Genomic DNA, 20445 nt, shown 5'->3' with positions numbered 1-20445 from the left:
GTATTATACTCCCATTTTATTTATAATTGTATCTATTAATTCAGCAGAAACGGTGATGAATTTACTTGCAGCAATAAATGATTGTTGAAATTCTATCATGTTTGCTAATTCCTCATCCTTATTTACACCAGATATTGATAATCTTAAATCAGTTAAGCTTTTAAGTATTTGTTCTTGACTATTTTTTGTAACTTCTGCTATTTGTCCTTTTATTGCAATATTGGAAGCTGTGTTTGCGAAGTAGTCATTTAGTGTTTCATTCTTTCCGATCATGATTTGTGAGTTTACAAGAGATGCAATACGTAGTGCTGCTTCGTTATCTCCAATAGGAATATTATTTGTTGGAGTTCTAATTCCTGATGCAATCTTTGACGGATCTTCTAAAATTTCTTTAGATACTTTAAGCCATGCAGCTGGATTTTTTAAAGGAGATATTGAATAGCTAGCTGTATTTGTTAGTTGGTTAGTAGTATTAATGTTTTGGTAGTTATAAGCACCTTCAGCTCCCGATGCATCTAAAATGCCTGTGTAAGTTGTTAAGAATAGCCCAGAATCTTCAATATATCTAATTCTAAAGACAGCGCTATCTTTTTCTTCTTCTTTGATTGCTTTGATTTCAAATTTTCCTTCTTCATTAATTCTTGCAGTAACTTGTGCATTAGAATTATTGATTTTATTTATTACATCTTGAACGGTATCTGTTGTATGGTAAGGTATTTCTATGAAATTATTTGTGTTGAGTGTTTGAAATCTGAGTATTCCTGCAAATCCTAGCTTTTCTTCTGGAATAAGTTCATTTGTACTATTTATTTTGAATATATGAACGGAATCAAACTGACCATTTCCATTGCTGTCATATCGTCCGAGCTCATCAGTTAGCTTGTATTCTTGATCAAAAAAAATTCTTCCATTTTTTTTGTCAAGTCCGTAGCCTGATACATGAACTTCATTTACAAGCTCTATGATATTGATTGCCATATTATCTAGCTCATTAATCTCATTTTTAATTTCGTTATCTCTTACATTAATAAGAGCTCCTAATTTTCCTGTATCAATGTTAGTCATTTCTCCATTATTCCATAAAACATTCCATTTGGTTCTTGTAGGACCATTAACTGCTTCTAACATGAATTCATTTGCGATTGTGCCTTGAATGAGATGTTTTCCTTCTGAATGAATTAAGAATTCATTAGGATCTCGCTTATTTTCTATGGAGATACTAATTAAATTGCTTAGTTTGTTGACTATTAAGTCTCTTTCATCCATTAAATCATTTGGCTGATCTTTCATGGCGATTGCTTTTGCAATTTGCCTATTAAGATCACTAATATTTCTAAGGTAATTATTTATCTCTTCAGTAGTAATTTTAACTTCATCATTTACCATTGTGTATATTCGTTCAAGGGAGTGAAATCTGCTTTTTATTGTTTCTGCAAAAGCTTTTCCACGTTCTAGGATAATGTTTCTTTCAGCTAATCCTTGAGGTTGTCTTGACAGATCTTGCCAGCTATCCCAAAAGTCATTCAATCTTTTTCTAATTGATTGTTCTTCCGGCTCATTATATACATTTTCAAGCAGAGAAATAAATTTGTCTTTTGAATTCCAATAGCCGAGGCGATGTGATTCTTCAGCTATTTTTATGTCAAGTAGATCGTCTCTTATTCTTTCTATGCATTGTACCATTATTCCTTGGCCTAATTGACCTACTTTGTTTGCTCTATTTAATTGAGGGGCATAAATTGGCATTTCAGTTTTCATTATAACTCTTTGTCTTGAATATCCGGGTTTTGAGGCGTTAGTTAAATTATGTCCAATTGTATTCATAGCATCTTTATGTGCAAATAAGCTTTTCTTTCCAATTTCTATTCCTGAGAATGTTGAATTCATTTTAAACTCCTTAATCAGTTAAAGTTTTTTATTTATTAAGACGGATGTTTCATTTAATCTTCCACTTCTTGGTCCATAGGGGTTTTTATACGTTATATTTCCTACGCTTTCTTGAGCATCTTTAAATATTAGATCTAAGATATCAAGTGATGTTTCTACATAACTTGATATTAGGTAATTTAAGTTTTGAATATTGACCACTCCTATTCTTAGTCGATGAAGATAACTATATATCTCTTTTTTGTAAATAGAACACAGTTTTTCTATAGCCATGTAAGTTGAGTCGAATGTTTCATGATCTGTAAATTCTCTCCAAATTTCATTTCTCTTTTGCTCGATGTCTTTAAACTTGTTAAGATAAGTGTTCGTTTTATTTATTGTTTCTTTAAACATAATTTCATCTTTTTCATCAAGATATTTTTTTATATTTAGATACATATCATATATCTTTTCTACTAATAAAACTTCTTCTTTTAAAGTATTTTTCAGTTCAGTTTCTAATTCGGTTTTCATCTTTACAAAATATAATTATAGGTGAAATTTATAATATTTACAAATTGAAGTTATTTATCTTATTTATTTTTTTGAGTTTTTTCTTTTGTTTTGGTCTTTGTCATTGTTATTTATGCTATGTTATAATTTTTTGAGTCTATGAATAAGCTTTTTCAAAGAGAAGATGATATTGTTGCACTTGCTACACCCTTTCTTAGTAGTGCGTTATGTGTGATTCGTAGTAGTGGGATTTCTTCAATTGAGAGGTTTTCTGAAATATTTTCAGATCCTAAGAGACTTCTTGAAGCACCCGGACATACGATTCATTATGGGTATATAGTGGATAAAGAGACTTGTGAAAAGTTAGATGAAGTTGTTGTTTGTCTTTATAGAGCTCCAAAAAGTTTTACAGGACAAGATTCAATAGAAGTTATGGCTCATGGATCTCTTGTTGGTATAAAACGGATTATAGATTTTTTTTTGAAAGTGGGATTTAGGATGGCTGAGCCAGGTGAGTTTACTTTGCGTTCTTTTTTGGCTGGCAAACTTGATCTTACTAAAGCAGAAGCAGTAAATGAGTTAGTTGCTGCTAAAACTAATAAGACCCATACTCTTGCTGTTAACAAGCTTTCAGGTTCTTTGTTTGTGAAAATAGATTTAATCAAGAAAGATATTTTAAATTTTCTTTCAGCACTTAGTGTTTATCTTGATTATGAAACCAATGAAGATGAGATTAAGGTTCCTTTTGAGGCTATTTCAAAAAGTAAAGATGAGCTTAAAAGGTTGATTGATTCTTATGATGCTTCAAGGAAGTTGGATCATGGAATTACATTAGTTTTAGCTGGTTCTGTTAATGTTGGCAAGTCTTCTCTTTTTAATTTGTTACTAAAGGAAGATAGAGCTATAGTTTCTTCTTATGCTGGCACTACGAGAGATTACATTCAAGCTAGTTTTGAACTGGATGGTATTTTGTTTAACGTTTTTGATACAGCAGGGCTTAGGGAGACTAGTGATTTTGTTGAACAGTTGGGTATAGTTAGGAGTAATTCCTTAATTAAGGAAGCATCTTTGGTTCTTTATGTTATTGACTTAAGTTCGAAACTAACGAATGACGACTTAAAATTTATTAATTCTTATGTAGGACATTCTAAGGTACTTTTTGTTTTAAATAAGATGGATTTAGGACAAAATGACAAAACAGTTGAATTTTTTAATTCAGGTAATATAAATTCATCAAATTTGGTAAGGATTAGTACCAAAACTTTATTTGGTATAGATGCTCTTTATGATAAGATAAGATCATTGGCGTGTTTTGATTATGTTGATATTGATAGTTATGATGTTGTCGTTTCATCAAGTCGCCAGGCAGAACTTTTAAAAAAAGCTTATAATTTGGTTATTGAGTTGTTAAATAAAATAGAACGAGATATAAGCTATGATATGTTAGCATTTGATGTTTATGAAGTGATTAATCTTTTAGGTGAAATAACAGGTGAAGTTACTAGTGAGGATGTACTTAACAATATGTTTAAGAATTTTTGTTTAGGAAAATAGATATGGATTTCGATGCTATTGTTATTGGAGGAGGACATGCTGGTATTGAGGCATCTCTAGCTCTTTCAAGATTAAATTTTAAGACACTCATGATTACTCAAAATTTAGATACAATTGGTAAGCTTTCTTGTAATCCGGCTATTGGTGGGCTTGCTAAGGGAAATATGGTACGTGAAATTGATGCTCTTGGGGGAGAAATGGGGTGTCTTATTGACTTTAGTATGATTCAATTTAGAATTTTAAATAAAAGTCGAGGACCTGCGGTTCAAGCACCGCGTGCGCAGGCTGATAAATTGGTGTATCAGGTTAAGGCAAAAGAAACATTGGAGAGACAAAGTAATCTTGATCTTTTTCAAGATACTGTTAGTGACTTTTTGCTTAATTCTATGAGGAATAAAATAGAAGGTGTGGTTACAGAGAGGGGTAATAAATTTACATCTCATGTTGTGGTGCTTACTACCGGAACTTTTCTTAGGGGTAAAATATTCATTGGTGAGTATAGAGCTTGTATGGGAAGAATTTCTGAGCCTGCTGCTTATGGTCTTGAAAAGATTTTACTTGATCTTGGATTTGAGATGGGTAGGCTTAAAACAGGTACTCCTGCTAGGGTTCATAGGAAAAGTATAAATTTTGAAAAAACAGAAGTTCAATTTGGAGATTCTGATATCATTCCTTTTTCCTTTTCAAATACTAAGATAGATAAAGCTCAACTTTCTTGTTATATCACTTATACTAATAAAAAAACCCATGAGATAATCAGTGATAATATGCATCTCTCTCCTCTTTATTCTGGTGAAATTGTTGGGAATGGTCCAAGATATTGTCCTTCAATTGAAGATAAGATAGTAAAATTCAAAGATAAGGATAAACATCAAATATTTATTGAACCTGAAGGGTTGAGTACTGAAGAGATGTATCTTAATGGTTTAAGTTCGTCTTTGCCTGAAGATGTTCAGAAAAGGTTGATCAATAGTATTGATGGACTTGAGAATGCAGTTATTACAAGACCTGGGTATGCTGTTGAATATGATTACATTAATCCTATTGAATTATATGCAAGTCTTGAGACTAAAAGAGTTGAGGGACTTTTTGTTGCAGGGCAAACTAATGGGTCATCAGGATATGAGGAAGCTGCAGCTCAAGGCTTGATGGCTGGAATTAATGCGGCACTTAAACTGCAAGGGAAAGATTCGATGATACTTCCACGGACTAGTTCTTATATTGGAGTGCTTGTTGATGACCTTGTTACCAAGGGGACTAAGGAGCCTTATAGAATGTTTACTTCAAGGGCTGAACATAGGCTTAATCTGCGACATGATACTAGTGATAAGAGGTTGATTAGGTGGGGATATGAGGTTGGACTGGTTAGTGAAGAAAAATATTCTAAATATTTTTCAAAGGAGAAACAAGTAGAGGAAATTAAAGAGCTTTTGCGGCAGAGGCGTCTTAAAGAAAAGGAAGCTAGTACCTTACAATTGAGAAGACACATTAACAAGGATTTTTATCATATTGTAAAAGATCCATATATTAGTTTAGGTGATCTTATTAATATAGATCCTAAATTGAATGTTTCAAAAGTAATTCTTGAACAGGTTGAGTTAGATATTAAATATGAGGGCTACATTAATAGACAAAGAGATTTGATTAGGAAAATGGATAATCTTGAGCTTATTAAATTGCCAGTTAATTTCAATTACGAGATTGATGGGCTATCTAGAGAGGCTAAGGAAAAGTTTGTTAAAATTCAGCCAGCTAATCTTGCTCAGGCAAGTAGGATTTCTGGTGTTAGAAATACAGATATTCAGGTTTTGCTTATATATTTTTCAAGTTCTAAGAATAAGGTAGCGCTTAGTTTGTCTTTATGATGAGTAACTTTAAACTTTCTTTGAAAAGTTTGGGAGTGTCTTTTACTTCAGAAAGCATTGATAAGTTAAGATTTTATATAGGTAGAGTTTTGTTATTTGGTGCTAGATTTAACTTGGTATCAAGTAATGATCGAAACTTTGATGCAGTACTTTTGCATGCTCTAGATTCTATGACTGGATTGCCTATTATTAGAGATAATAATCCACATCAAGTACTTGATGTGGGTAGTGGAGCTGGATTTCCGGGGATTATTTTGGCTCTCTTTGATAATTCTAGAAAATACATTCTTCTTGAACGTAGTAATAAAAAGGCGACTTTTTTAAGGATGATTATTTTGGAACTTGATTTGGCTAATGTGAAAGTTTTAGAACATGATGTTGAGAAGGAGCAAAATAAGTATGAATTTATTACAATTAGGGCTTTTAGAGATATAAGAAAATATGCAAGCATTTTAAAATTGATTTTAGAGGATAGAGGTTTGATTATGGCTTATAAAGGAAAATTTGATAATATTAAGTTTGAGATTAGTCATATTAAAGGTTTGTTTAATAATATAGAAATAAAATCATCGACGATAAGTGGCGGTAAAGAAAGAAATTTTCTTTTGCTTTATAAATAGTGATTTTATTTTTGCGTTTTATCGTTTATATTTTGTTTTTAATGAAAAAAATTTAGTACGATAGGAGTGGTATGAAAAGTAGTTTTCAAATAGATTCTGAAGTAGAAAATGCATTAAGTTTAATAAATAAGTTTAGAAGAGAAGTTTCAAGTAGAATTCTTGGTCAGAAGGAAATGATAGATGCCATTTTAATGGGAATTTTGACTGAAGGACATGTCTTGCTTGAAGGGGTGCCGGGACTTGCAAAAACATTGACAATTCAAACAGTTTCAGATGTTCTTGATCTTGGGTTTAAGAGAGTGCAATTTACTCCAGACCTTTTGCCTTCTGACCTGACGGGTAACATGGTATATAAGAGTACGACGGGAACTTTTAAGGTTAGAAAGGGTCCTGTATTTTCAAATATTGTTTTGGCAGATGAAATTAATAGAGCGCCTGCTAAGGTTCAGTCAGCACTTCTTGAGGCAATGAGTGAACGTCAGGTAACGCTTGGAGATGAGACACATAAGTTGCCTGATCCATTCTTTGTTCTTGCAACACAAAATCCAATTGAGCAAGAGGGGACTTATAATTTGCCAGAAGCTCAACTTGATAGGTTTTTGTTGAAAGTGAATGTGAAATATCCTGCTATTCAAGATGAAATTAAGCTTCTTAAAATATTTTCAGTTGATGGTGGGCTTGAGAATATTAGAGTTGCGAAGGTAATGAATTCCTATTCTTTAGCTGATCTTAAGCGTATAGTTGGTAAGGTTAAGGTAGATGATAAGATAATGCTTTATATTGTGACTTTAATAGCAGCTTCTCGTGAAAATGATAAAAAAACTTATCCATTTACTAAATATATTGAATTTGGAGCGTCTCCTAGGGCATCTCTTAGTTTACTTAAATGTGCTCGTGTTAATGCTCTTTATGAGGGGAGATTGTTTGTGCTTCCTGAAGATGTTAAGGCTGTAGCTTATAATGTTTTAAGGCATAGAATTACTCCATCTTATGAAGCAGAGGTTGAAGAGATGAATACTGACGATATTATTAAGATACTTCTTTCGGCTGTTGCACTTCCTTAGGATTTTAATTTTATATGCACTACAGTAATGAGTCAAATGCTAGTACTAAAACCAAAATAAAAGCTTTAAAATTTTTCTCCAGGAAAATGCTTTTGGAGCTTAATTTTGGTGGGTATCGTTCTATTTTTAGGGGTCTTGGCCTTGAATTTCATGAATTTCGACCCTATGAGGATACGGATGATGCTAGGCTTATTGATTGGAATGTTAGTTCAAAGACGGATAGTATATTCTCAAAAGTGTTTAAGGAAGATAGGGGAATGAATCTTCATTTGCTTGTTGATAATTCTCTGTCAATGAGCCTTGGGAGTTTGATTAGTAAAAAAGAAATTCAGGATTTATTAGTTTCTATTTTTGCTCATATGGCATTTTTTAATAATGATAAGATAGGTGTAACTTTTTTTTCAAGTGAAACGGATAAGTTTATTTCATCTAGAAAGGGTCATTCACATTTAGGACGTATTTTAAATGAAACAATAAATAGGCAGCTTAAGGAGGGTAGTAATTTACCTTATATATTTAAAAATACAGCTGAATATTATAAGAAAAGGTCTTTAATTATAATTATTTCAGATTTTAAGGCTAGTGATTATTTTAAGTCTTTAACTGTTCTTAGTAAACGTCATAATATTATTGCAATAAGACTTACAGATTTTTTTGATGAAAATCTTCCTCAATATGGAGTTTTAACTTATGAAGACATTGAGACTTGTGAAGAGTTTTTGACTTCAGGGTTTAGTAAAACTATATTAAATAGTTATAAAAACTATTGGACACTAGATAAAATAAAATGGAGGAAAGAGTGCATAAAAAGAGGTATTAATTTTATAGAAATTAGTACAAGAGATGATGTTTTCAGAAAGCTAAAAGCGCTTTTAAAAAAGGAGAATAGTTTTTGAGATATATCATTGTTTTTGTCATGTCTTTTTTATCTTTTAGCCTATCTTCTTATGAGATGAAAAATGAAATATTTATTCCAATTCGTTATTATGTGGGAGATACTGTTGAGTTTAAATTTTCGTTAATTCTTGGTGAGGATGAAAAATTTGTTCCTGCCGAGTTTGAGGGAATTAAGAATGAATTTGTTGAGGTTAATTCAATGCTTTACAGACCTGAGAGTGGGGAGATAATAATATATTTTGTTTCATTTTATGTAGGAAGCAATACTCTTCCGCGCATTTATGTTGGAGATATTATCAGCAATGATAAATCTTTTAAATTAGTTCTGAATAACATAAAAATAAATACTAGCAAGTTAATTGCAGATGATAATTCTCTTAAGATTCAGGATATAGAGGGAGTACTTTTCCTTCCAGGAACAAATACTTATCTTGTTATTTTTGTTTTAGCTTTTGTATTATTTCCTTATCTTTTTATTAAATTTTTGAAGTTTATAAAACAGTTATTAGTGTTTTTAATAATGAAGCATAATTTGAGAAAGCCTTATAAAGTTTTTCAGAAACAGTTAATTATTCTATCTGATTATATTAAAAGTGATGAAGAATTAATTATCTTTTATAATTTATTAAATTCATCTTTAAGAGTTTATTTATCTAAAAAAACAGGTTTTGATTTTAATGCAATTACTACGACAGAAATTTCTGAGATTTTGCAGAATCTTAACGTTCCTTATGAAATTCGTTCAACTTTTGTTAATATGCTTAGACTCTCTGATTTTAGCAAATTTAGTGGAGTTAATTTATCAGGTGGGAATTTATCGCTTGTTTTAGATGATTTAAGGAAGGCAGCTTTTAATTTTGAAGAATTTAATAGAGGTACTAATGTTAACATTCAATGAACCTTTATATTTATTCGTACTTATAATTCTTCCATTAATAATTTATTTTAGCCATTTTTTTAGGCATAGAGGAGGAAAAGTTAGGTTCCCAATATCAATTTACGGGAATTTTGGTTCTATCAAATTAAGAGATTATACATTGAATTTGTTATATTTTATAACTTATGTTTTCTTTTATTTGGCAATGACAGTGATGATCTTGACTTTAGCAGGTCCTTCTATTTCAAAGAAAAAAATAACCTATATTAGTAGTGGAGCTGATATTGTTATTGTGCTAGATATATCTCCTAGCATGGGTGCTATTGAATTTTCATCTAAAAATAGACTTGAATTTGCAAAAGAATTGATTAAGTATTTTGTTTGGCAGAGAGAAAATGATAATATTGGCTTAGTGGCTTTTGCAAAGGAAGCTTCTTTGATAGTTCCACTTACAATTGACAGAGATTTTTTTTCTAAAAAGTTGGATGATATTTACATCATGGATCTTGGGAATGGTTCTGCTTTGGGACTTGGAATTTCCATTGCTCTTTCTCATTTGAAGCATTCTGAAGCGCCTAAGAGATCAGTTATTGTTTTAACAGATGGTGTGGTTAATTCAGATGAAGTTTATAAGGATCAGGTAATAAGTCTTGCTCAAGGAGTTAATGTTAAAATTTACTCTGTTGGAATTGGCAGCAGTGAAGAATTTAATGTTGGGTTTAAGTTGAGATCTGGTAAGTTTTATCAAGGTATTCTAAGGGAGATTTATGATCCTAGTATGCTTTTTGAGATTTCAAGTAAGACAGGGGGGGTTTTTTATTCTGTGGGCGATGATTTTTCGTTTAAACTTGCAATTCAAGATTTTTCTAAGAGGGAAAATGTGGAGAGAAAAGTTAAAATTGCAGTTGATAATGATGATGTTTACAACGAATTTTTATTAGTAATATTTTGTTTATTAATTCTTTATTTTATTTTTTCTAAGATATTCTTAAAAGAAGTGTTATGAGTGTAGGCAATTATTATGCTTTTTACTTATTTATAATTTTATTTTTAGTGCTTTTTATATATATCTATAATTTTAGAAAATCTCTTCCACTTTTTAAGACTTTGAGTCTTATGTATGTTAATAATGCTTACATTAAAAATTATTATATAAAAAAAATTCTTATGATGTTATTTTTTGTGTTGAATCTGTTTTTTTTAATTGTTGCTATCTTGGATATTTCTTGGGGGCAAAAAGCTACTGAGGATGAGAGATCTAATCTAAGGATATCTTTTGTTTTTGATATTTCTCGTAGTATGTTAACCTTTGATGAGGGAAGATCGGTTAACAGGCTTGAGAATGCTAAAAGTTTAATTAGCTTGATTTTAAATAATTTTGAGAATGCTGAATATTCGCTTACTGTTTTTAAAGGCAAGTCATTTTTAGTGTTACCGTTTTCTAAGGATAAATCTAGCTTGCATAAGATATTAAATTATATTGAGCCTAAGTTAATAAGTGCTCCTGGTAGCTTTTTGGGTGAGGGCGTGTTTAGTGCCTTGCAGGGAATAAAAGATAATTCTTATTATAATTTCTTGATAGTTTTAACTGATGGAGATGAATGGGGTGAAAATAATTATTATACTTTTTCTAAGTTGGTTGATGCATTTAATGTTACAAGCTTTGTAATTGGAATTGGCAGTAATAATCCATTTCCCTTAGTTGATGATAATTTAAACGTTAAAGATAAAGAAGGCAATGTTGTGAAAACCATGCTTGATGAAGATAATTTACGTCTTCTCACATCCTCTCTTAAGGGTTCTTACTATAATTTGTATTTGAAAGGTACCAGTTATGTTATTGATGAGATAAGGAATGATATAATGAAAAAGAGCTCAAGTGATATTTTGCTTATTGGTATTCTAAGGTATAAGCTTTTTTTAGCTATCTCTTTTTTGTTTATAGTACTATATGTATTTGTTAAGGTCATTAAATGGGACGAAACTTTTTAATTTGTTTGTTAATAAGTTTTATATTTGCATTCTTTTTATCTTGCTCTAATATTAAGGCTATGTCTCTTATGGCTATTGGTAATTATGAGTATATTAGAGGCGATTATCAAGGTGCAATTTCCACTTATTATAATCTTGTGGATGGTAAGCAAAGTGCTGCGTGGGCTTATTATAATCTTGGAATTGTATATTATTCTTTAGGAGAATATGAAAGTTCTCTTCGAATGTTTTCATATGCAAAAAGGGATAATGATTTTTTTTTAAATTTTAGCATAAGCTACAATGAAGGGATAATATACTATAATCAAGGGCTTTATAGGAAAGCAGAGGTGGCATTTAAAGAAGCTTTAAGGATTAATCCTGCAAGTTATAATGCTAAATATAATCTTGAACTTACAATAATTAAGAAAAGAACTATTCCAAATGATTTATATAATTTAAGTGTTAATAGAAGTCAAAATTTTGTTGATAACAACGAGAATTTTTTAAGGTATATTGAAAGTCTTGAGAGGGTTTTATGGGTAATGACGGAAGAAGAACAAACTGTATCCTTAAAGGAGGACTGGTAATCTTTTTAGTTTTATTTTTTATAAATTTTGAAATTTACTCTTTATCTGGTATTGATTATTTGGTATCTAGTAAGGTGCTTCAGGGTTCTAAATTTGTACATATTATTAAGTTAAATCTACCTCAAGATATTGATGAGGAATCATTGAAGTTTGAAATAAATAGAGATATTAGTGAGAAGGCAAGAGTTGTCTCAATATCTAAGGTACCATATGAAGATAATGTTGTTATAGAAATAAAAATTGAATATGATTTTGATGAACCAGGATTTGTTAAGATTCCTCCATTAAAAGTGGCTTATCTTAATGAAGTTTATTTAAGTTCAGAGTTTGAAGTGGTCGTTTTAAAAGAAGATGAGTTGCAGTCCTTTGGCTTGCCAGTTAGATTATATTGGGATTTTGATAAAGAGGAAATTTACGAATATCAGAGTATTGGGTTTGTTCTGCGTTCCAATTGGCTTGTGAATAATAATTTGAATTCTATCGCCAGTTCTTTTAATGCTGTCAAAGATGCAATGATTGATAGAACTCCTATATTTGAAAATATTAGGTATAGGACTTTTAATGGTAAAGAAATTTTGGATGTACCCATTTATAACTTTATTTTAACTCCTCTTAGAGGCTCAAAGAGTATTGTTATTCCCAGTATTTCTTTTAATATAGGTGAAAATGTTATTCGTATGAGTTCTGAGATTTCTTTAAAAGTTAAACCAATTCCTGATGAGGTAAAATCTTTAGCTGTTGGAGCTTTTAAGATTGACTATGAATTTCCTAATTCAGCTGTAATTAATCAAGATACGTTTACCATTTTAATAAAAATTATAGGGCAAGGAAATCTTCCACATATTCGTTTTCCAGAAATTGAAACTTATAATTCGAAAGTTATTTATAAGAAAAAAAATTATAATTTTGAGCCTTCAAAAGATGGATATAGGGGTAATATATCTGAGGTATATACTATTAAGCCAGATAATCAGGGTAATTTATTCTTAAATATTGGTGATTTTACTTATTTAGATCCTGATGATGGGAAGGTTTATAAACTTGGTGGTAAACGTTTGAAATATGAATATTACGGAGAATTTAAAAAGAGTGATGATTCTCGTAAAGAGTTATTGTCAGATCTTAATTTGCTTTCATATCGTGATATTTTGAAGCATAAGAATAAAACTTTTTTGTTTTTTGTACCTATCTATTACTTAATTTTAATACCAGGAATCTTGTTCTCTTTAGCTATTTTTATTAAGTATAAAAAATTCTTTATTGCATCAGGTTGTGGGTTGGTTATTTTAATATTAACCCTTGCTGTTAGTCTTAATGCCATGAACGATGGTTCTTTATCAGAAGATAACATAAATGACTTGATTGAAGATTATAAATTAAGTCATTATGAAGTTGCTCTTAATAAAGTTGACAATATTCTTAAAAAGAATCCAAATTATTCAGGATTGTGGTTAAATAGAGCTCTCATTTTGAGTAGAATGGATAGATATTTTGATGCAATTTATTCAGCTTATAAAGCATTTTTTACCTCACCAAGTAATGATACCTTTTACAAGGTAATTGATTTTATTGAGTCTAGAAATGGAGTTAATGACAATATTCGGAACAATAGTTTTGTTTTATCTAATAGTTTTTTTATTGTTAGTTTAATTTTAATAAATATTTTAGTAGTAATTATTTCTTATAAACTTTATGCAAAAAATTTAAAGAGAATTATTTTATTTTTGCTTTTATCTGTTATATGCTTTACGCTATTTCAAACATATTACTTTTATGTTGATCAGCAATCTGAAATTGGAATTATTAGAGGTGATCTAGTTTCTCTTTATAGAGTTCCTGATAGTTTTTCAAGAAGCTGGCGATTTTTAAACGGGAATATAAGTGTTTATATACTCAATAGAAAAGATGACTTTGTTCTGATTCAAACAAGTCATGGACTTCAAGGATGGGTTCATAAGAACTTTATTGCATCCGTTAAAGATAATTTAATATAGAATAATGTTAATTTTAATTGATTTAAGTTGTCTTTATATATATATATATATATAATTTATTTCTCTCTGTATATTATTCTTCCTTTTGTAAGATCATAAGGTGATAATTCAACTTTTACTTTATCTCCAGGAACTATTTTTATAAAATGTTTCCTCATCTTTCCAGATAAATGTGCAAGAACTAAATGTCCGTTTTTGAGTTCTACTCTAAACATTGTGTTAGGGAGAGATTCTTTAACGGTACCTTCAGTTTCAATAGCTTCTTCTTTGGTGTTCAAAATGCCTCCTGTTAATTGTATAATAAAATACATTTTACACAATTAACAGTATCATTGCAATTATTTTTTACTGAGAATTAATGTACTAGTTTACATTATATGGGATTGTTTATATAATTACACGGAGTTTTTTAAAAATTGTAATTTATTATAGGGAGGTAATATCATGCAGAAAAGTAGTTTTGAGCATGAATTCATTGAAAGGATGCGAAATTTTCTTTTGGAATCAAAAAAAGAAATATTGAACTCTATAAGATCTGTTGAGGATAGTAAGCGAGAGATCATTAATAATGATATGCATCTAAAAGACATAGTTGATATTGCGTTTGACAATATGGATGGTAATAATCTTGAAGCTTTAAGTTCTGTTGAGAAAAAGAAGTTACATTTAATAAATCAGGCTCTTTATCGAATTTCCCAAAATACTTATGGTAGTTGTTTAGCTTGTGATAAAAGTATTGCAAGAGAAAGACTTGAAGCTATTCCTTATGCATTTTTATGTATAAATTGTCAAACTAAAAAGGAGAAAAAAAGCAGACGATCAGGTTAGTATTTAATTGTTTAGGATTGTAATTTCTACCCTTCGATTTTTTGATGCTAAGGGAGATGAGTTTGCATACTTAGGTTTTTTAGCACCCCATCCTTTGAAAAATATTTGGGTTTTATTTTTTACTTTCATTTTTAATAAGTAGCTTCCAATTGAGTGAGCTCTTTTCTCAGAGAGTTCTTGCATTGCTTTTTCTGTTCCAAACTTTGTTGTGTGTCCTTCTATGAGAATGTTGTTGTCTTTAAACTTTTCTAATAAATTGGCTATTTGTTGTAGTTTGGAGTATTCTTTTTCAAGAATTTGAAAAGAATCAGGATAGAATTCAATATCTAAGCTTAATTTGATGCCATTTTCATTGTTTTCTATGTTAATAGAATCTATCTGTTTTTTGCTGATATATTCTTTTACCTCGTTTTCTATTGTGTTGTTATTTGGCAATTCAATAGAGATGATTTTTCCATATGAATTTCCAATCATTTCGATATTATCATTGCCATTTTGCATTTGAAATTCATATGTGTCATTATATTTATGTATATTGCCTAATTTTGAATCAAAGTAGATTATTTGATTAACTTTTTGAAAATATAATATGTTTTTTATATTATATTTAGACTCATAATTTGAGTGAATTATTTCATAATATTTGCCGTCTATTTTTTCTTTGCCTTTATAGACATAATGTACATCAAATTTTGTAATAAAATCTTTTATTTCTTTTGAAATTTCGGATGCTTGAATATATTCTTCTGCTGGATATGTCCAAGTATCATTTATTCTTATAGGTTTTTTGGGAAATCTTGGAATTCCTCTAACAGAAGGTCTTTTTTGAGTATTATTAATTTTGTATTCGCCTTGTTTGTTTATACTGAAATTTTCTTCAAGTTCTTCTTTAAGTAAGTAAAGATCACTCTCATCATCTCTTTTGAATATTCTGAAGTAAGATTTGATATCTGCAAAGTTGTCCTTTATATCTTTTATTTCGCTTGAGACTTGGATATTAGTCTTAGTTCTTGAATCAAATGTTTTATTTAGGTAAATTGCTTGGTTGTCTGTGATTTCTATTCTGAATTTAGCTCCCTTAGTGTATTTAAATTCCAATATTTCAGATGAAAATGCTAAAGCGTTTGTGAAAAGTAGTAATTTGACAATTTTAATGTTCATTTAACGAATTATATCATGATTGGAATAAATATTTTTTGAGAAATATTTCGTTAAATCTTTTTAATAATGCTTTGTGAGTTTTACATTTTAGTTATAATAGTTGTATATGGATAGTTGATTTAATATATTAATTAAATAGTCAATTATTTTGAGGTATAAAAAATGAAAAGAAAAAGTGGAATTTTACTAAGTATTAGTTCTTTGTCATCTAGGTATGGTATTGGTGATTTGGGAAAGGGTGCATATAAATTTGTAGATTTTCTTGCCGCTTCATCGCAAAGTTATTGGCAAATATTATCTTATTCGTTTCCTGATTTTATAGGGTTTTCTTATCCAAGTTGTTCTGCTTTTGCTGGTAATATTAATTATATTGATTTGGATGCTATTGATAGGTTTGTTGACATAGACTTAAGCACCCTTGAATGCTTGGAAGGTCGATGTATTTATTATGATAAGTTGAAAGCTAAAGAAATTATTTTAAGAAATGCTGCTTTGAATTTTTTGAATAGAGCAACAGTTGATGAGATGCATGCATTTGAAAAATTTAGGAAATCTGCTGCTTACTGGCTTTTGGATTTTGCAAGTTTTGTTGCTTTTAAAGAGTACTATTCTAAATTTCAATCTCCATGTACTTTTAATGTTTTATTTAGTAAAGAGATTTTGAAAAGAGATACTAGGGCTTTAGCTAAACTTAGAGAAACTCTCGAGGTTGAGATAAAGGTTCAGCAAGTTTTACAATATTTCTTTTTTTCTCAGTTTAAAGCATTAAAAAGATATGCTAATAATGCCGGGATTAAAATAGTAGGTGATATTCCTATTTTTGTGCCTTATGATTCTGCTGATGTTTGGGCGCACCAAAAATATTTTAAGTTGAGGTTTGATGCAAGTAAAGATAAGGTAACAGGTATGCCTTATGGTTGCTTGTCTAATAAAGAATATCTTTGGGATAATGCAGCTTATAATTGGAGGGCTTTAAGAAAAGATGGCTATGTATGGTGGATTAATCGCATTGGTTTTTTGCATAAATACGTAGATATTATTAGAATTGACTATTTTAGAGGATTTGTATCAACTTGGGAGGTTGCTGCAGAAGAATCTTCGGTATTTAGTGGACGATGGGTGAAATGTCCTGGAAAAGATTTTTTTAATTATGTTCTAAATGAGATTGATGATTTAGAAATTTGGGTTGAAGATCTTGTGAAGGATCCTGGGGATACATTTAGGTTAAGAGATCATTTTGGTTTTCCTGGAATGAGAGTTATGCAGTTTGCATTTGACTTTGATTCCCAAAATATATACCTTCCTTATAATTATATAAAAAATTGTGTTGTTTATACAAGTATTAGTGAGAATAATACTATTCGTGGATTTATCAATAAAATTGATAATGATAATAAAAAATATATTTTTGATTATTTTAATACCAATGAGGATACTGTTGTTTGGGATATGATAAGAGGTGCGATGTCTAGTGTTGCAGATAGTGTAATAGTTTTAATGCAAGATTATCTTGATTTGGTAGCTGATTTTAGGATGAATGGTGCGATGCATAATAATTTTAGGATACTGAATAGTGATTTAAGTGATGATTTAAGTAAAAAGATAAGTAACATTACTAAACTTTATGGAAGATCTTAATTCTTAATAGTGTAACTTCAATAATTTGTTAGAATAATATTTGTTTTTTAAATATTATTTTTGAATTTATTTTAAGAAGGGTGGGATGTTATTTATATGAAATTTAATGCATGTATAATGTGTTTTTATATGATTTGCTTGTTATTTTCTTATTTTTTTTTATGTTTTCATTTACATTCATTAGATAAAGTAGATTATTTTAAGAAAGGTGATTTGTTTTTCATACATAAAGGTGCTTTATATAAGAAGCATAATAATACGATATTTAAGGTTGAACCTAAGGGGTTAGAGACCAGATGGGTATATCCATTTGCAAGACCTGTGTCTAAGAGAATAACTTCTGTTTATGAGGATTTTTATTCTCCAAATTCTCTTTTAACAACTAGTGACTCTGTTTATGTTTCTTATGATTATTTTAAAAGTTTTATAAAATTAGTTGGTAATGATAAATTTAATAAAAATTCTTATATTACATCAAGTGCGTTATCTCGAGGAGAATCTAAGTGTATTGCTATTGGTACTTCTAATAGTGGAATTTACTTAAGTGTTAATGATAATTTGGATTTTAAGAGCTTAAATTCTTTAATTTCTAAAATATATCTTGGTGCTGGTTATTATGATGTGATTAGTGCAATAGAGTTTTCCAGAAACAATGCGAATGAATTGTATTGTTCTCATGGAATTTATGGAAATATTATTTTAATTGATACAATTTTGGGGGTTATTAAGGAGTTAGACTTTCCCTTTAAAAAACAGATAGTGTGCATTATTGATTTGTCAGATGCAAGGAAAGAAAAACTTTTAGTTAAAACTTATGATAATCATTTTTATTTCTATGTTGATGGTAAGTGGACTTTTAGTAGTCAATTTTCTATTTATATAGATGATTCTCTTCAAAAGTCAAATAGGATGAGTCTTGCTTCTAATAAGGGTTCGATTTATTTAACGGCTTATACTCTTCGGAATAAAACAGCTATTGATGAGAGACTTGAGTTTATAAGGAGATTGGGTATGAATGCTGTTATTATTGATTTTAAAGATGATGGTGGTATTTTAACTTATTCAAGTAAATTGGCTTTGCCTAATAAAATAAAAGCTGTTAAAAATTTGATAGATGTTCCTTATATTTTAAATAAAGCAAAAAACCTTGGAATATATGTTATTGCTAGAGTGGTTGTGTTTAAAGATGAAAAGCTCTATTATTATAATAATTGTGAGTATGCCCTTTGGAATAAAAAGACCAATCAACCGTGGGCAAATATTGTCAAAATTAAGCAAGGTGATTCTTTTAAATCTGTTCAAAAGGAACATTGGGTAGATCTATTTTCTCCAGACACTTGGCATTATAATTTGTCTATTGCAGAGGAGATTCAGTCTCTTGGAGTTGATGAGATTCAGTTTGATTATATTAGATTTCCAACAGATGGTCCTGTGTCCCTTATAAGTTCAAGATTTAACAAATATAATATGCGATCAATTGATGCTCTTGAATCTTTTTTAATTATGGCTAGGAAAAATCTTTCTGTTCCTATTTCTATTGATATTTATGGAAATAATGGATGGTTTATTACGAATAGTATTGGTCAAAATATTTCTATGATTGCAGATTATGTTGACGTTATTTCCCCAATGTTTTATCCTTCGCATTACACTAATGATTTTTTGAAGGATGAGTTATATTATACTACCAGAGCTTATAAGATTTATAGAGAAGGGAGCAATAGAGCTTCTGTATTCGCTTCAGGTAATGTTATAATTAGGCCTTATGTTCAAGCTTTTTTACTTGGTCCTGAACGCCGTGTGAGTAAGGAGGTTTATTTGGAATATTTTTCTCATCAATTAAAAGGTGTCAAAGAGTCTTTAGGTAATGGCTTTAGTTTATGGAATGCATCTAATATTTACTATATGGTTGAGAATGATTTAAGTGAGTTTTTAGGTTTTTCTTAATATGTATTTTATTATTTGTGGAAGGAGATTTTTTTGGAGTATATTCATTTTTTGTATGTAATACTTGGCATATTTTTTTTATATCTTGGTGGAAGTTATCTTTTAAAAAGTTCTGTTAACATTGCTACTTATTTTCAAGTTCCTAATCTTTTAATCGGAGTTGTAATAGTATCATTATCAACAAGTGCTCCTGAACTTTTTACAAGTTTAATAGCATCGCTTAAGGGTAGAAATGAGATTATTGTTTCTAATATCATTGGAAGTAATATTATTAATATGTTACTTGCACTGCCTTTAACAGGGTTGTTTTTAAAGATTGAGACTAATTTTAAGAGACTTAAATTTTCTTTTATAGTTTTATTTTTGTTGATGTCTCTTCTTTTATTGCTTTCTTTTGATTTTGGTGTTTTGGCTTTTTTTAAGATGCCTTATTATAGGACCAGTTCATTGTTGATTTTAGTTTTGTTTTTATCTTATCTATTTTTATTTTACAGAGAAGAAAAAAAATATAATTCTGTTACAAAAGATTTAAAGGATCTTAATTATAATTATGGTTTTAAGTTTTTATTTTTGAATGTTTTACTCCTATTGTTAAGTATATATTTCTTGTATTTAGGTTCAAAATTATTAATAGATAATTCAATATATATTGCACACAATGTTTTCAATATTAGTGAGAAAGTTATTGGAATTATTTTTGTAGCTTTTGGAACCAGCATACCTGAGATTGTTGTTTCTCTTTTTGCAGTAATTAAGAAGGAGTCGGATATTGCTCTTGGCAATATTATTGGAAGTAATATATTTAATATTGGATTTATTTTATCTATTAGTAGTTTTGTAAGTCCAGTGCTTATGAGTGATATTTATTTTGGTGATTTTAGTATCATGTTTGCTGTATCTTTAGTGTTATTCTTCATAGTAAGATTTAGAGGAGCTTTTAATCGAGGTCCTGCAGTTCTTTTTTTATGTTTTTATGTTTTATATAATTCATTTTTATTTGGTGCTTTTTAATTTTATTACATTTATCAATATGTTATCATGTATTATGGTATTATTGTTT

General features: G+C 29.5%; 18 protein-coding genes. 14 read left to right on the top strand and 4 right to left on the bottom strand.

Features of this window, described 5'->3' with window-relative positions:
• Window positions 1-3 precede the first annotated feature (3 nt).
• Complete coding sequence (gene flgK / locus N187_RS00865; RefSeq protein ID WP_025419399.1) at window positions 4-1887, bottom strand: flagellar hook-associated protein FlgK; 1884 nt, start codon at window positions 1885-1887, stop codon at window positions 4-6.
• 18 nt (window positions 1888-1905) lie between these two features.
• The gene (locus N187_RS00860; protein ID WP_025419398.1) at window positions 1906-2400 is read right to left on the bottom strand and encodes a hypothetical protein; all 495 of its coding nucleotides are present in this window, start codon (window positions 2398-2400) and stop codon (window positions 1906-1908) included.
• A 138-nt stretch (window positions 2401-2538) separates the two neighbouring features.
• Here N187_RS00860 and mnmE point away from each other — a divergent pair, with 138 nt between their 5' ends.
• From mnmE to N187_RS00810, 10 genes are all read left to right on the top strand, one after another.
• Entirely contained in the window at window positions 2539-3933 is a 1395-nt protein-coding gene (gene mnmE / locus N187_RS00855) for a tRNA uridine-5-carboxymethylaminomethyl(34) synthesis GTPase MnmE (RefSeq protein ID WP_025419397.1), read from the top strand.
• Window positions 3934-3935: 2 nt separating this feature from the next.
• The gene (gene mnmG / locus N187_RS00850) at window positions 3936-5798 is read left to right on the top strand and encodes a tRNA uridine-5-carboxymethylaminomethyl(34) synthesis enzyme MnmG (protein ID WP_025419396.1); all 1863 of its coding nucleotides are present in this window, start codon (window positions 3936-3938) and stop codon (window positions 5796-5798) included.
• Window positions 5795-6418 (top strand): 16S rRNA (guanine(527)-N(7))-methyltransferase RsmG, encoded by a 624-nt coding sequence (gene rsmG, locus N187_RS00845; RefSeq protein WP_025419395.1) that lies wholly within the window; start codon window positions 5795-5797, stop codon window positions 6416-6418. The genes mnmG and rsmG overlap by 4 nt, the downstream gene beginning before the upstream one ends.
• Window positions 6419-6489: 71 nt before the next feature.
• Complete coding sequence (locus tag N187_RS00840; protein WP_025419394.1) at window positions 6490-7482, top strand: AAA family ATPase; 993 nt, start codon at window positions 6490-6492, stop codon at window positions 7480-7482.
• 14 nt (window positions 7483-7496) lie between these two features.
• Window positions 7497-8378, top strand: coding sequence for a DUF58 domain-containing protein (locus N187_RS00835; RefSeq protein ID WP_025419393.1), 882 nt, complete (start codon window positions 7497-7499; stop codon window positions 8376-8378).
• The gene (locus tag N187_RS00830; protein WP_025419392.1) at window positions 8375-9277 is read left to right on the top strand and encodes a hypothetical protein; all 903 of its coding nucleotides are present in this window, start codon (window positions 8375-8377) and stop codon (window positions 9275-9277) included. Before N187_RS00835 ends, N187_RS00830 begins: the two co-directional genes overlap by 4 nt.
• Window positions 9261-10262 (top strand): vWA domain-containing protein, encoded by a 1002-nt coding sequence (locus tag N187_RS00825; protein WP_025419391.1) that lies wholly within the window; start codon window positions 9261-9263, stop codon window positions 10260-10262. Before N187_RS00830 ends, N187_RS00825 begins: the two co-directional genes overlap by 17 nt.
• A complete protein-coding gene (locus N187_RS00820; RefSeq protein ID WP_025419390.1) occupies window positions 10259-11248 on the top strand; it encodes a vWA domain-containing protein in 990 nt (329 codons plus the stop codon). The genes N187_RS00825 and N187_RS00820 overlap by 4 nt, the downstream gene beginning before the upstream one ends.
• A complete protein-coding gene (locus N187_RS00815) occupies window positions 11230-11817 on the top strand; it encodes a tetratricopeptide repeat protein (protein WP_075550298.1) in 588 nt (195 codons plus the stop codon). Before N187_RS00820 ends, N187_RS00815 begins: the two co-directional genes overlap by 19 nt.
• Window positions 11766-13811, top strand: coding sequence for a BatD family protein (locus tag N187_RS00810; RefSeq protein ID WP_084797375.1), 2046 nt, complete (start codon window positions 11766-11768; stop codon window positions 13809-13811). The genes N187_RS00815 and N187_RS00810 overlap by 52 nt, the downstream gene beginning before the upstream one ends.
• Window positions 13812-13867: 56 nt before the next feature.
• Here N187_RS00810 and infA read toward each other — a convergent pair whose 3' ends face one another.
• Window positions 13868-14089: a translation initiation factor IF-1 gene (gene infA / locus N187_RS00805; RefSeq protein WP_025419388.1), complete on the bottom strand. Its 222-nt coding sequence runs from the start codon at window positions 14087-14089 to the stop codon at window positions 13868-13870.
• A 166-nt stretch (window positions 14090-14255) separates the two neighbouring features.
• Here infA and N187_RS00800 point away from each other — a divergent pair, with 166 nt between their 5' ends.
• The gene (locus N187_RS00800) at window positions 14256-14639 is read left to right on the top strand and encodes a TraR/DksA family transcriptional regulator (RefSeq protein ID WP_025419387.1); all 384 of its coding nucleotides are present in this window, start codon (window positions 14256-14258) and stop codon (window positions 14637-14639) included.
• A gap of 3 nt (window positions 14640-14642) precedes the next feature.
• On the opposite strand, the gene N187_RS00795 is transcribed toward N187_RS00800, so the two are convergent.
• Window positions 14643-15800, bottom strand: a complete 1158-nt coding sequence (locus N187_RS00795; RefSeq protein ID WP_025419386.1) for an OmpA family protein — start codon at window positions 15798-15800, stop codon at window positions 14643-14645.
• A gap of 162 nt (window positions 15801-15962) precedes the next feature.
• Between N187_RS00795 and malQ the strand changes: the two genes are divergently transcribed.
• The 3 genes from malQ (at window position 15963) to N187_RS00780 (ending at window position 20396) form a co-directional block, all read left to right on the top strand.
• Window positions 15963-17438 (top strand): 4-alpha-glucanotransferase, encoded by a 1476-nt coding sequence (gene malQ, locus N187_RS00790; protein ID WP_025419385.1) that lies wholly within the window; start codon window positions 15963-15965, stop codon window positions 17436-17438.
• A gap of 96 nt (window positions 17439-17534) precedes the next feature.
• Complete coding sequence (locus tag N187_RS00785) at window positions 17535-19385, top strand: putative glycoside hydrolase (protein ID WP_038443351.1); 1851 nt, start codon at window positions 17535-17537, stop codon at window positions 19383-19385.
• A gap of 33 nt (window positions 19386-19418) precedes the next feature.
• Window positions 19419-20396, top strand: coding sequence for a calcium/sodium antiporter (locus N187_RS00780; RefSeq protein ID WP_025419383.1), 978 nt, complete (start codon window positions 19419-19421; stop codon window positions 20394-20396).
• Window positions 20397-20445 lie beyond the last annotated feature (49 nt).

It is taken from the genome of Borrelia anserina Es, assembly GCF_001936255.1.
Taxonomy (GTDB): Bacteria; Spirochaetota; Spirochaetia; order Borreliales; family Borreliaceae; genus Borrelia; species Borrelia anserina.
The sequence above is the reverse complement of the archived record's forward strand: the minus strand, read 5'-3'. Positions and strand labels throughout refer to the sequence as shown.

What these genes read in the sequence shown, in the direction of transcription:
- flgK (WP_025419399.1), bottom strand. Translation starts at nt 1,887, where the DNA reads ATGAATTCAACATTCTCAGGAATAGAAATTGGAAAGAAAAGCTTATTT.
- N187_RS00860 (WP_025419398.1), bottom strand. Translation starts at nt 2,400, where the DNA reads ATGAAAACCGAATTAGAAACTGAACTGAAAAATACTTTAAAAGAAGAA.
- mnmE (WP_025419397.1), top strand. Translation starts at nt 2,539, where the DNA reads ATGAATAAGCTTTTTCAAAGAGAAGATGATATTGTTGCACTTGCTACA.
- mnmG (WP_025419396.1), top strand. Translation starts at nt 3,936, where the DNA reads ATGGATTTCGATGCTATTGTTATTGGAGGAGGACATGCTGGTATTGAG.
- rsmG (WP_025419395.1), top strand. Translation starts at nt 5,795, where the DNA reads ATGATGAGTAACTTTAAACTTTCTTTGAAAAGTTTGGGAGTGTCTTTT.
- N187_RS00840 (WP_025419394.1), top strand. Translation starts at nt 6,490, where the DNA reads ATGAAAAGTAGTTTTCAAATAGATTCTGAAGTAGAAAATGCATTAAGT.
- N187_RS00835 (WP_025419393.1), top strand. Translation starts at nt 7,497, where the DNA reads ATGCACTACAGTAATGAGTCAAATGCTAGTACTAAAACCAAAATAAAA.
- N187_RS00825 (WP_025419391.1), top strand. Translation starts at nt 9,261, where the DNA reads ATGTTAACATTCAATGAACCTTTATATTTATTCGTACTTATAATTCTT.
- N187_RS00820 (WP_025419390.1), top strand. Translation starts at nt 10,259, where the DNA reads ATGAGTGTAGGCAATTATTATGCTTTTTACTTATTTATAATTTTATTT.
- N187_RS00815 (WP_075550298.1), top strand. Translation starts at nt 11,230, where the DNA reads ATGGGACGAAACTTTTTAATTTGTTTGTTAATAAGTTTTATATTTGCA.
- N187_RS00810 (WP_084797375.1), top strand. Translation starts at nt 11,766, where the DNA reads ATGGGTAATGACGGAAGAAGAACAAACTGTATCCTTAAAGGAGGACTG.
- N187_RS00800 (WP_025419387.1), top strand. Translation starts at nt 14,256, where the DNA reads ATGCAGAAAAGTAGTTTTGAGCATGAATTCATTGAAAGGATGCGAAAT.
- N187_RS00795 (WP_025419386.1), bottom strand. Translation starts at nt 15,800, where the DNA reads ATGAACATTAAAATTGTCAAATTACTACTTTTCACAAACGCTTTAGCA.
- malQ (WP_025419385.1), top strand. Translation starts at nt 15,963, where the DNA reads ATGAAAAGAAAAAGTGGAATTTTACTAAGTATTAGTTCTTTGTCATCT.
- N187_RS00785 (WP_038443351.1), top strand. Translation starts at nt 17,535, where the DNA reads ATGAAATTTAATGCATGTATAATGTGTTTTTATATGATTTGCTTGTTA.